Origin of the sequence: Pseudomonas sp. P5_109 (assembly GCF_034009455.1) — a bacterium.
Lineage (GTDB): Bacteria > Pseudomonadota > Gammaproteobacteria > Pseudomonadales > Pseudomonadaceae > Aquipseudomonas.
In genome coordinates this window covers 3,510,416-3,522,742 of record NZ_CP125380.1, presented here as the reverse complement: position 1 = coordinate 3,522,742, position 12,327 = coordinate 3,510,416, and the positions used below count along the sequence as shown (strand labels likewise).

The 12,327-nt window shown below is 59.1% G+C and carries 11 protein-coding genes; 5 read left to right on the top strand and 6 right to left on the bottom strand.

The annotated features are described in order from the left end of the window. Positions 1-157 precede the first annotated feature (157 nt). Positions 158-1,507 (top strand): metal-dependent hydrolase family protein, encoded by a 1,350-nt coding sequence (locus QMK54_RS15810; RefSeq protein WP_110662106.1) that lies wholly within the window; start codon positions 158-160, stop codon positions 1,505-1,507. Positions 1,508-1,518: 11 nt separating this feature from the next. Beyond that, positions 1,519-1,965 carry a GlcG/HbpS family heme-binding protein gene (locus QMK54_RS15805; protein WP_223595432.1) on the top strand — a complete coding sequence of 149 codons (447 nt, stop codon included), beginning with the start codon at positions 1,519-1,521 and terminating at the stop codon, positions 1,963-1,965. On the opposite strand, the gene QMK54_RS15800 is transcribed toward QMK54_RS15805, so the two are convergent. Continuing rightward, positions 1,950-2,885, bottom strand: coding sequence for a LysR family transcriptional regulator (locus QMK54_RS15800; protein WP_320400830.1), 936 nt, complete (start codon positions 2,883-2,885; stop codon positions 1,950-1,952). The genes QMK54_RS15805 and QMK54_RS15800 overlap by 16 nt on opposite strands. A 134-nt stretch (positions 2,886-3,019) precedes the next feature. Further along, positions 3,020-3,490, bottom strand: a complete 471-nt coding sequence (locus tag QMK54_RS15795) for a MarR family winged helix-turn-helix transcriptional regulator (RefSeq protein WP_110662103.1) — start codon at positions 3,488-3,490, stop codon at positions 3,020-3,022. Between the two features lie 271 nt (positions 3,491-3,761). Between QMK54_RS15795 and QMK54_RS15790 the strand changes: the two genes are divergently transcribed. Beyond that, on the top strand, positions 3,762-4,715 hold the full coding sequence (locus QMK54_RS15790; protein ID WP_320400829.1) for a PDR/VanB family oxidoreductase: 954 nt from the start codon (positions 3,762-3,764) through the stop codon (positions 4,713-4,715). 40 nt (positions 4,716-4,755) lie between these two features. Continuing rightward, positions 4,756-5,832 (top strand): aromatic ring-hydroxylating dioxygenase subunit alpha, encoded by a 1,077-nt coding sequence (locus QMK54_RS15785; protein ID WP_223595426.1) that lies wholly within the window; start codon positions 4,756-4,758, stop codon positions 5,830-5,832. 14 nt (positions 5,833-5,846) lie between these two features. Here the strand turns inward: QMK54_RS15785 and QMK54_RS15780 are convergent, their stop codons facing one another. The 3 genes from QMK54_RS15780 to QMK54_RS15770 form a co-directional block, all read right to left on the bottom strand. Then, the gene (locus QMK54_RS15780; protein WP_320400828.1) at positions 5,847-6,317 is read right to left on the bottom strand and encodes a hypothetical protein; all 471 of its coding nucleotides are present in this window, start codon (positions 6,315-6,317) and stop codon (positions 5,847-5,849) included. 496 nt (positions 6,318-6,813) lie between these two features. Beyond that, positions 6,814-7,872 carry an IS110 family transposase gene (locus tag QMK54_RS15775; RefSeq protein WP_320402891.1) on the bottom strand — a complete coding sequence of 353 codons (1,059 nt, stop codon included), beginning with the start codon at positions 7,870-7,872 and terminating at the stop codon, positions 6,814-6,816. 807 nt (positions 7,873-8,679) lie between these two features. After that, entirely contained in the window at positions 8,680-9,615 is a 936-nt protein-coding gene (locus QMK54_RS15770; RefSeq protein WP_110661401.1) for a LysR substrate-binding domain-containing protein, read from the bottom strand. Between the two features lie 90 nt (positions 9,616-9,705). Between QMK54_RS15770 and QMK54_RS15765 the strand changes: the two genes are divergently transcribed. Continuing rightward, positions 9,706-10,650, top strand: a complete 945-nt coding sequence (locus tag QMK54_RS15765) for a DMT family transporter (RefSeq protein WP_320400827.1) — start codon at positions 9,706-9,708, stop codon at positions 10,648-10,650. Positions 10,651-10,722: 72 nt separating this feature from the next. Here the strand turns inward: QMK54_RS15765 and QMK54_RS15760 are convergent, their stop codons facing one another. After that, complete coding sequence (locus QMK54_RS15760; protein WP_320400826.1) at positions 10,723-12,309, bottom strand: GMC family oxidoreductase; 1,587 nt, start codon at positions 12,307-12,309, stop codon at positions 10,723-10,725. Positions 12,310-12,327 lie beyond the last annotated feature (18 nt).

The following is a 12,327-nucleotide window of genomic DNA, read 5'->3' as shown; positions in this document are numbered from 1 at the left end:
GCCCAGTGATCCTGGCTAGCGTCGCAAAGCCCCGCACCTCCAGGCGTGCAGCAGCTATCGACGCCATCAATACGCGAGCATTGATACAAGTTGCTGGTGGCTGCCATGGCCCTACCCTAGCTTCGCTTTGCATAACAAACAGCAAAGTGAAACTGCCATGAATGTCCTGCACCTGAAATGCCAGACCTTGTTCGACGGTACTGGCCTGCAAACCCGTCAACAGCAAACCCTGATCGTGAAAAACGGACTGCTGTCCTATGTCGGTCCAACGGCCCTGGCGCCACAGCCGAAACCAGGAGACACCCTGCTGGACGCCGGCGATAACTTTGTCATGCCGGGCCTGGTGGATGTGCACACCCACTTGGCCTTCGGCAACGCGCAGAGCGAAGAAGACATTGATATCTGGACCAGCGACGAATTCCGCGCACTGCGGGGCATGTTTTTCGCCCAACATGTGCTGGCTGCCGGGGTCACCAGCATGGTCTGCCCTGGTGATAGCGGCCAACTCAGCATCGCGGTGCGCAACGCAATCGCTGCCGGTTTGTTTGAAGGCCCGCGTATTGCGGCCAGCAGCCGGGTCATCACCAATCGGCAGAGCCTCAACGACTGGTTCCCAAGCCGCGTAGGCGCTCCGGAATTTTTTACTGCGCGCCTGGTTACCAGCCGCAGCGAAGCGCTGGCTGAAATCCGCAAACAGGCCAAGGATGGCGTCGACCTGATCAAAATCGCCATGGACGGCACTCACCGCCGCCCGAATGGCGAAATCATCGCCGCGTTCACCGCCGAAGAAACCTGCGAGATGGTCGAAGAAGCCCATCGCCTGGGCTGCAAAGTGGCGACCCATGCCTACGGCCGTGAGGCTGTGATGTACGCCGCACGCGCAGGGGTGGACCTGGTGTTCCATGCCTTCTACATGGACGACGCGTGCATCGAGGCCTTGCTCGACGCCGGCAGCATCCTTGCGCCGACCATGACCTTCCCGCAAAACACCGTGGACTTTTGCCAACCCCACGATCCGGCCATCACCACCGGTTACGCCGGCTACTGTGCCCGTACCCTGGAAATCGGTTCGGCAGTGCTCAAGCGGGCCAAGGCTGCTGGCGTGCCTTTCGCGTGTGGCAGTGACAGCGGTTTCGCGGTAACGCCCTATGGCGAGTGGCACGCTCGTGAGCTGGAACTGCTCGTCACCCGATTGGGCTTCACACCCGCAGAAGCGCTGTATGCCGCCACCAATGTGGGTGCACGCTGCATGCCACGCAGTGAAACCATCGGCACCCTCGAAGTGGGCAAGCAAGCCGACTTCCTGTTGCTCGACGGTTCGCCGTTGCACGACATCCGCATCCTGCAAGACCGCTCTCGCCTTAAGGCCGTGTACAAGGCTGGCCAATCCGTGCGCATGGAGCGCAGCCCCTACAACCCCAAACAGGTATCCGATTTCAACTCGTTGAAGTGGACTGACCTTTACACGCGAGACCGCGTAGCCCAATTGGGCAAGTGGGCACAATGAGGACCAACACCATGCAGCCACTCGACTTGATGACCGCCACCAACATTGCCAGTACCGCCATCAGCATCGCCCGGGAAAAGGGCTTCAACCCCCTGGCGGTCGCCGTGCTGGATGCCGCGGGTCATCCGCTCGCAGTCCTGCGTGATGAAGGTGCGAGTTTCCTTCGACCACAAATCGCCACCGGCAAGGCACGGGGTTGCCTGGGAATGGGTTTTGGCGGACGAGAACTTGCACGGCGCGCGCAAGCAATGCCGGCATTCTTCGACGCCATCAACAGCCTGACTGGCGGCGAAGTGATACCCGTCGCCGGCGGCGTGCTGATTCGCAACGCCGAAGGACTGATTCTGGGCGCCATTGGCATCAGCGGCGACACTTCAGACAATGACGAACGATGCGCTTTGCAGGCGATTGCCCAGGCTGCGCTGGTGGCGGACAACGGCGATCAGGTGGCGCGCTGATCAAGCAACGCGGCCTGCTCCGATAACAGGCCGCGAAACCACAGCATTGCCGGATCATGGTCCTGATAGGGATGCCATTGCAGTACCTGGACAGCGTCGGGAAATGCCAGCGGTGCCGGGTGAATACGCAATGGATAATGTTGAGCGAAGCGCTGCGCCTGGCGACGAAATACGGTGGCGATCCGCGCAGTACCGACGATGAATTCGGGCATCAACACGAAGCTTTCAAGGGCCACCGCCACTCGACGCTCAATACCCAATTCTTGCAGGTGCGCAGCATCCATCGCCAGGTTTCGGCCATCGGCAAACTCGCGAACCACGTGCTGCGCACCGCAATAGTCGGCCAGGCTCAAGCCTTCGGCAAACCGGGGTTGCCCAGCACAGACGATGCAACAGAGTTGGTCGGTCATCAGTGGTATATGGGGGTAAGCCGGGTTCAATCGCCGCTGAGGCACAATCACACAATCACTGCGGCGATAATCGAGTGCTTCGCTGACCACGTCACCGTCACGCGGTACAGGCATATCCCGCAGGCTCAAGCGCACGCCAGGCGCGACTCGGGCCAATTGAAGACTGACGGCTGGCAGCAGGACGCCAGCCACGTAGTCGGAAGCCACCAATGTGAAATGTCGCTTGCAACTGGCCGGTTCAAAATTGACCGGTGCATCGACAATCTCACGGGTCAGTGCCAGCGCTTCACGCACTTTTGGAAGCAGTTCCAGACCGAGTGCAGTCGGCTCCAGACGCCGTCCGAGCTGGACCAGCAACGGATCATTGAAATGTTCACGTAATCGTCCGAGCGCCGAACTGGTTGCCGACTGACCCAGGCACAATCGCTCGGCAGCCCGGCTGACGCTGCATTCGCTCAACAACGCATCCAGGGCGACCAACAGGTTCAAGTCAAGACGTCGATAACGCATGTTTTACCTGTCTTGCGCGCAGAAGGTTTCTGATGACCGACAGACTGACGTGACAGAACGAGGCTGACTAATCGCGTTCAGGGATGCGACCTATCGTCAATCGCGATACCTGGAACGTATGCGAGCGTGTGAACTCAAGCGTCTACCGGGTCGTACTCGTTCACGTTGGCTACTTGGGAATGCAACCGGCCCAACAACTCGACGAGGGTGTCCACTTCCGAGGCAGAGAGCCCGCTGAGCAGGCGCCGCTCTCGTTCCAGTGCAACCTTCAATACTCTCTCATGCAAGGCTATGCCGCTGTCCGTCAGGCTGACGGTGTAGCGCCGCGCGTCGGTTGAATCCACTTGGCTGCGAATGTGCCCTGCCGCTTCCAGGGACTGGAGTGAGCGACTGACCGCGCTCTTGTCGAGACCAATCGTCTGGCAGATTCGGTTGGCGGTGATGTCATTTTCAACGGCAAGCATCGAGAGCATTCGCCACTCGACCACACCGATACCGAAGTGTTTGCGATAGCACTGCGATGCGCCTGCGGAGAGTTTGTTGGACAAAAAATTCAACAGCGCGGGGACATAACGCGTCAGGTTCAGTTGGGATTCTGCAGACATTGAATGAACACCTGGAATAGGCTGAGCTTTTGAATATTGGTTGACACCGCAACTAAATAATCAGAGGATTTCTCAACCGAACGTCACGGGCGATTCGCTGCATGATATGCCGCCGCCCTGCCTCATAAAAATAATTATCAGGTTTTGGTCATGAACCCTTTCAATCTCATCGTCTGCTCCTTCCTCGTGCCAGCACCCGGCTGAGCCGTCCCCGGCCAGCGCTCTACCCAACGCTTTTTTCAGCAGCCACTTCAGTGTGGAGGGACAAGTCATGCTTCAAGTCAACGTCACCCGCAAAGCAGACGAAGCCGAAGGCATCTGCAGTTTCGAATTATGTGCCGTCGATGGCAGTACGCTGCCGGCGTTCAAGGCCGGTGCCCACATCGACATTCACATTGCCGATGGCCTCACCCGCCAATACTCCTTGTGCAACGATCCCAGGGAGCGCCACCGCTACCTGATCAGCGTGCTCAAGGACCCGAGCTCACGGGGCGGCTCCAGAGCCATGCATGAGCAGGTACGGTCAGGGCAAACGCTCACCATCAGCGCTCCGCGCAATCTTTTTCCGCTTGATCGCTCGGCACAACGACACCTGTTGTTTGGCGGTGGCATCGGTATCACCCCCATGCTGGCCATGGCTTGGGAGCTATCGCATCAAGGGGCCGACTTCGAGTTGCACTATTGCTTCCGATCAAGCCAGCGCGCGGCGTTCGTGGAGATGCTTGCTCAAGCCCCTTTCGCCGATCGCATAAGGTTTCATGACGACAGTAGCTTGCAGATACAGAAGCTCGATGCGCCGGCCCTGCTGGCAGCGCCGAACGCCGACACCCATCTTTATGTGTGCGGCCCGGCCGGGTTCATGAACCACATCCTTGATGTCGCGCAGAACGCTGGCTGGTCACAGGACCGGGTCCATAAAGAGTTCTTTGCCGCAGACCCTGTCGATCAAAGCGCCAATGTACCTTTCGAAGTTGAACTGGCAAGCAATGGCCAGGTTTTCCGGATCCCTGCCGACCGTACGGTATTCGAAGTGCTCGACGAGGCCGGTATCGCGATCGAGTCATCTTGCGAGCAAGGCGTCTGCGGCACCTGCGTAACCCGCGTATTGAAGGGCATGCCCGATCACCGGGACAAGTTCCTGACTGTGGCCGAACAAGCCGCAAACGATCGTTTTACCCCCTGCTGCTCTCGCGCCAGATCATCACGCCTGGTGCTCGACCTGTGAATTCAAACAACAACATCAACCGTGCCTCCTGGAGAACACCATGAACACCTCCACTCTCCAAACGCTTGCCGAAGAAATTCCGGCGCCTGCCTTGCCCAGCTTTCCCCTTGACCAGTGGTACGTCGCTGCCCTGGGTTGGGAATTGAAGGACAAACCGGTGGGCCGGACATTACTCAACAAGCCTGTAGTACTGTTTCGCAAAGCCAACGGCGAGGTCGCGGCACTGGAAGACCGCTGCTGCCACAGAGCATTGCCACTGTCGAACGGCACGCTCGAAGCAACGGGCATTCGTTGCGGCTATCACGGCCTGCTGTTCGATGACAGTGGAAAATGCGTCGAAATCCCGGGCCAGGACAAGATCCCGAGCAAAGCCAAGGTTCCTGCGTATCACGTGCGCGAGCAGGACCAGATTGTCTGGATCTGGTTTGGCAGTGAGGCTCGACCTGAGCCGAGTTGTGAGCCGCCTGTTTACTCAGTTCACAGCAGCGGCAAATACCTGTTCGACGGCAACGTGTACCACTACAACGCGCCTTATCAGCTGATTCACGACAACCTCATGGACTTGAGTCATCTGGGGTATGTCCACCTGCGCACCATCGGCGGCAACGCCAGCATCCACATGAATGCCCGGATGAGCGTGGAAAGTGAAGACAACGTTGTCCGGGTCGTACGCCACCTGCCGGACTCTGTTCCACCGCCCACCTACACCGCCGCCTTCCCCTTCAAAGGCAACGTGGACCGTTGGCAGGAAATCGAATTTCACGTCAGCCATCTGCGTATCTGGACCGGTGCGGTGGATGCCGGTACCGACTCACTGGACAACCCGGATCGCGGTGGCTTCCACATGCGCGGATTCCACGGCGTAACGCCGGAAACCGAAACCACCAGTCACTACTTCTGGACCATTGCCACCAACCCGGCGAGTGATCCAGAGACCATCAAGGCCAAGGTCGTGGAGCAAACCATCCTGACCTTCGATGAAGACAAGGAAGTAATTGAAGCCCAGTACCTGAACATGTGCCGGTTCGGTGTACGCCCGATGATCGACATACACGTCGATGTAGGTGCCAATCGCGCACGCCGAATCATCGAGCAACTGCGCCAACCCATCGCTTGAGTCATGGCACTGGCTTACTTCTCAGGCATTCGGGAGCGTCCGCGTTTGGGCTCGCTGCAACTCTCGGTAGGAGCTGCCGCCACCATTTTCGACGATGAAAATGAAGAAGGCTTGCCCTCGATGTCCGAGGAAAACGCCGAGCTGCGACGTCCAAAGCTGTTCTGGCTTAATGCCGGCCTGACGATTGCCTTGATGACTGGCCTGGTGATGGAAATAACGCAATGTCCGCGAGCTTCCTGGCAATCTGGCAAGCCAGCTCCTACAAGGGACCGCGCAATACCTGTAGGAACCGGCTTGCTGGCGATGGACTCAAGTGCGCCGCGGTTAGCCGGTTTACTCGCGTTATCGTTGACGACCATCGCTGGCAAGCCAGCTCCTACAAGGGACCGCGCAATACCTGTAGGAGCCGGCTTGCCGGCGATGGACTCAGGTGCGCCGCGTTTATCCAGGTCACACGCGTTATCGTTGACGACCATCGCTGGCAAGCCAGCTCCTACAAGGGCCGCGCAATATCTGTAGGAGCCGGCTTGCTGGCGATGGACTCAAGTGCGCCGCGTTTATCCAGGTCACACGCGTTATCGTTGACGACCATCGCTGGCAAGCCAGCTCCTACAAGGGGCCGCGCAATATCTGTAGGAGCCGGCTTGCCGGCGATGGACTCAGGTGCGCTGCGTTTATCCAGGTCACACGCGTTATCGTTGACGACCATCGCTGGCAAGCCAGCTCCTATGTATGGACTCGCCCCCACTGTCTACCCGCTTTTGAAAAACCGCTGCCCCGTTGCATCTATGTATTAGGCCTATTCGTGGAAGCCGTCTTCGGCTTCTGGCCAAAATTGGAAAAGCTCGTGGTATGCCGATTACAGTCAGGCCTCGAAGGCCAGTAGGAGCTTAGGCATCAATCCACGCCGGTCTTACCTGGGGTCAATTTTTTTCAGCAGAGGGTCAGACGGTTAGTACCTCGGTGGCAGAACTCTGTCGCTCAGTGGCCCATCGTCGCTGGCTGGCCATCACCCGCGTGGCGACGATAAGTCTGGTCATTCTGTAGAAGCACCCAGACGATTCGCAGGTTGCGGTTGGCTAGCCTGATCGCAGCCTCCTTACGGCCCAACCGGCTCATCCAGTGCAACAAGCGGCGGTCATCGGGTTGCTGGGAATCAGGTCGTAGTTGTTGCAGCACCGCATGGGCTCCCTGGATCATCAGGCTGCGTAAATAAGCATCACCTCGCTTGGTCATGCCCCCCAACCGGACCGTCTCCCCGCTGCTGTGCTGGTCAGGCACCATGCCAAAGTACGCGGCAAACTTGCGGGCATTGGGAAATCGCTCAGGCTTGGTTTCCTTGGCCACCAGTGCCGTGGCAGTGACCGGGCCGATGCCGCGCACAGTCATTAGCCGCTTCGCCGTCATGTCAGCGTTGGCGGCCACTTCCAGGCGTCCCGTCAGTACGCTGATGCGCTCGCCCAAATGGCGCCACTCGGCCAACAGTTCGTCGATCAGCTCACGCAGCAGGCCCGGCACCGGCTGGGTGGCATCTTCCAGCACCCGCGGGATTTTCTGGCTGATCGCAACATCGCCCTGTGCCAAGGCTACGCCGTGCTCAAGCAGCAGGCCGCGCATCTGATTACTGAGGGCCGTGCGTCGACGCACATAGCCCTGGCGGGCACGATGCAACGCCTGCATTGCCAGCGCCGCAACGCTTTTGACCGGTACTGCGCAGATTTTTTCATCGCGATTGGCCCGCAGAATCGCCAGCGCATCGTTGCGATCATTTTTAGGCCCGCTGCGATGTGTGGCCACCAAACCGGCTGGAAGAATCCGCACCGGATTACCTTGCTCTTGCAGCTGCCGGGCCCAGGCCTGGGCACCCGGACCGGTCTCCATCAAAACCACGACATGCGCCGGCAACTGTCGGAGAAAATCATAAAACGCCTCGCGCGACTTGATCCGCTGCTCGTAGCGCACCTGGCCGAGGATATCTTCACCGGCGACCTGAAAGACCTGTTTGGCCAAGTCGACCGCCAAGGTTGTGCAGGCCGACAAATCGGAAGAAGACACGGATTGATCAAACGAACTATGATTTTTCATGGACTCGCCCTCGCTGTCGTTGGCTGTTTAGACTGCCACCGTGGCGCATTGACGCCTCGGCTTGGGCGAGTCCATCCAATTACAAGGGACCGCGCAATACCTGTAGGAACCGGCTTGCTGGCGATGGACTCAGGTGCGCCGCGGTTATCCGGTTTACTCGCGTTATCGTTGACGACCATCGCTGGCAAGCCAGCTCCTACAAGGGACCGCGCAATACCTGTAGGAGCCGGCTTGCCGGCGATGGACTCAAGTGCGCCGCGTTTATCCAGGTCACACGCGTTATCGTTGACGACCATCGCTGGCAAGCCAGCTCCTACAAGGGACCGCGCAATACCTGTAGGAGCCGGCTTGCCGGCGATGGACTCAAGTGCGCCGCGTTTATCCAGGTCACACGCGTTATCGTTGACGACCATCGCTGGCAAGCCAGCTCCTACAAGGGACCGCGCAATACCTGTAGGAGCCGGCTTGCCGGCGATGGACTCAGGTGCGCCGCGTTTATCCAGGTCACACGCGTGATCGTTGACGAGCATCGCTGGCAAGCCAGCTCCTACAAGGGGCCGCGCAATACCTGTAGGAGCCGGCTTGCTGGCGATGGACTCAGGTGCGCCGCGTTTATCCAGGTCACACGCGTGATCGTTGACGAGCATCGCTGGCAAGCCAGCTCCTACAAGGGGCCGCGCAATATCTGTAGGAGCCGGCTTGCTGGCGATGGACTCAGGTGCGCCGCGTTTACCCGGGTCACACGCGTTATCGTTGGACTGCTCAGTCGCCCATTGATCCCAGCAGCCACTGCCGGAATATCTCGGCAGAGGCAGAACGCTTGCGATGCTTGAGCGACACCAGGAACTCGCCATTGCCCGTCACGCATTCGAAAGGTGTAACCCGCTGCAATTCTCCCTTGGCCAGCGCCTCATCAGCCATGAACGTCCAGGCCAGGCCGATGCCCATGCCTTGCTGAACGGCCCGATACGCCAGTGTCAGCTGGTTAAAGACCGGGGCTTTGTCCCGCGCTATGTAGTCGATGCCAAAGTGACCGAACCATTGGTGCCAGTCCAGGCATTGCCAGGCGCACGTGTCGATCTGCACCAGGTTGGCCTGCGCCAAGTGTTCCAGGGTCTTGATCCGCGAAACATCCAGTGAAGGATGGGCCACGGCATAGACGATTTCCGGCAGCAGGAAATCGCTGTCCAGCGAGGGCCATTCGCCAGAGCCATAGAGAATGCCCACGTCGAAATCATTGAGGCTGGCCTCATCGAACTCGTTGATGGCGTGGACGTGCACGGCGATGTCGGGGTAGGCCTTGTTGAATTCGATCAGTTTCGGGAACAGCCAGAACTGGGCCAGGGCATGGGTCGCCAGCACCGAGACGGCGTTGGACTGATGGACATTGCGAATTCGCGTGACGCTTTGGTACATCGTGGTGAGGAGCACGTTGACCGTCATCAGCAGCTCATCGCCTGCGCCGGTCAACTTGACACCCCTCGGTTTGCGCTCGAAGAGCGGGACGCCCATGCAGTCCTCGAGCTGGCGCATCTGTTTGCTCACGGCGCTCTGGGTAAGAAACAGCTCGCCTGCCGCCCCCGTGAAACTGGCGTGCCGTCCCACCGCCTCAAATGTGATCAGGGTTTCCAACGGGGGCAAGGTACGCAGGTAACGGTTAATGAGGGTTCTCCTGAGCGGACGACTGCGCCACGACATTCCGCCCGGGAATGGGTGACCAACTATTTATCGCAGGTGGCGCTTATATACCATGGCTAGAATGCCGCTAAACAGCCTTTCAGAGCCAAGATGATGAACAGTGGGATTGTATTTGCGATTTTGGCGGGTGCTCTCTGGGGAGGGGTGATCATCGCCCCCTCGTTGCTGCCGGAATTCAATGCCGTGCTGATCAGCAGCGTGCGGTTTGCAATGTACGGGCTGATCTCGCTCCTCGTCGCCTTGCCTTTTGCATCACGCCTGCTCTCCCGGTTGACGCGCCGCGATGCCTTGATGCTGCTTCGCCTTTCATTCACCGGGAACATCCTCAACTACGCGCTGTTGGGCGCTTCCGTGCAACTGAGCGGGGTGACTGCCGCCGCCCTTATCAACGGCATGATGCCGGTTGCCATTACCTATCTGGGGCGTGGCGATGCCGGGTCCCTGCCCCTGACAAAGCTCAAGCTGCCCTTGTTGCTGGTATTCCTGGGCATCGTATCGGTGAGCCTCGAACACTCGGGCACACAGGGGGCGAGTGGCTCACTGTCTTCGCGCTTGCTGGGCCTGGCCTGCGGGGTCAGCGGCGTGATCTGCTGGTCGTGGTACGCGACCCACAATGCCCGCTATCTCAAGCAAAGCCATTTCAACAGCAGCGAATGGTCGACGCTGTTGGGTATCGTGACGGGTGTCGTCGCGGTCGTGTTCGGCATCGCGGCCTTGATCCTGTTCCCGAACCTGGTCCCCGCTCAGGTTGAAAACAGCCGCTGGACAGCGTTGCTGTGGGTCTGCCTGTTCCTGGCACTCGGTGGTTCATGGGTTGCCAATGGGCTGTGGAATGCCTGCTCGCGTCGCATGGCCACGTCGTTGAGTGGCCAGATGATCGTGTTCGAAACGCTGTTTGCCTGTGTATACGGTTTTCTGTTCAGTCAGCGAGTGCCTGGCTTGATGGAGGTGACGTCAATCGTGTTGCTGGTGGGTGGGGTCGTCTGGGCGGCGAAGCGCCACCAAATCGTGCCGATGAAACAGGCTGAACCGTAGCCGCTGCTGACCGGCAGCAAGCACGGTAGTCAAGGGTTACCCCGTGACTGCCGCGCTATCCCGAGTGCCGGCTCAGTGCCCGTTTCTGATCATGTCCGCGGCTTTTTCGCCGATCATGATGCACACCGAGTTAGGGTTCCCGGAGATCAGCGTGGGCATGACCGATGCGTCGGCAACGCGCAGCCCTTCCATACCGTGCACGCGCAGGTCCGGGCCGACCACCGAAAGTTCGTCCACCCCCATGCGGCACGTGCCGGATGGATGCAGCGCGGCGTGCGCTTGCTCGTGGCAGAATTTTTTCATTTCTTCCCGGGTCCGGACCGCCCCGTCCGGCACATGCCGCCTGGCAATGAATGGTTTGAAGGCGGCCTGGGACATGATTTGCTCACCCTCCAGGCAACCATCCACCAGACTCTCGATATCGTATGGGTCGGAAAAATAGTTGGGCACGATCCGCGGCGGTGACATCGGGTCGGCTGAATAGAGCTCGACATGGCCTCTGGACCTTGGACGTATCTGTCCCAGGTTCAGCGTGCAGCCATTGCCGCCGGGAACTGAATCGACGCCCTCTTCTATGCCGGCACCGACGACCATGAAGTACTGGATGTCCGGATGGGCCGCCGCCTTGTCGCCCCACCAGAAAGCGCCGCCTTCAATGAGGTTGGACGCCGCCGGGCCTTGTCTGAACAAGGCGTATTGCAAGCCCGCCATCATTTTCCAAAGGGGCTTTTTGTACTTGTCGTAGCTATGCGGCCCGGTCAGTTCATACACCAGAGACACTTCAATATGGTCCTGAAGATTCTGGCCGACACCGGGCAAGTCACTGACCACCTTGATGCCATGTTTATCCAGCTGCGCGGCGGGTCCGATACCGGACAACATCAACAAACGCGGTGAGTTGATGGCGCCGGACGATAAAATGATTTCCTTGTCGGCATGCATCACCTGGCGCACGCCCTTCTCGATGTATTCAACGCCAATGGCTTTACTGCCTTGGGTGAGGATGCGGATGACCCGACACCCGGTCTTTACGGTGAGGTTCTTGCGCGATTTGGCGGGTTTCAGGTAGGCCACTGCCGCACTGCTGCGAAAGCCGTTTTTGGCGGTGATCTGATACAGCCCGCAACCTTCAGGCTGGCCCGAATTGAAATCTTCGTTGTACGGCAAGCCGTATTGCTGGCATGCGCGAAGCCACACTTTGGTCAGCGGATGGATATTGATCGGATCGGAAACACCCAGCGGCCCGCCAACACCATGGGCTTCGTTGCAGAAGCGCTCGTTGTCTTCGGCTTTTTTGAAGTACGGCAGTACGTCCTTGTAAGACCAGCCGGCGGCGCCCTGCTCGGCCCAGCCGTCGTAGTCGGCCGGGACACCGCGGATGTAGATCATCGCATTGACCGAACTTCCGCCACCCAAAACGCTGGCCTGGACCATCGTCGGCGTCTCGGTGCGGCGTTGATCTTCGGTAGGCTCCCAGGCATAGCGTTTGAGCAGCGGGCCTTGCGCCGTCTTGTAGTAGGCGCCGGGAATATGGATATAGGGGTTGCGATCGCGCGGCCCCTCTTCGAAAAGGACGACGGATGCCGTTGCGTCTTCGCTCAGTCTCGAAGCCACGGTGCAACCTGTCGATCCGCCTCCGATTACGATGAAATCCACCATTACGACCTCAGATCTTTT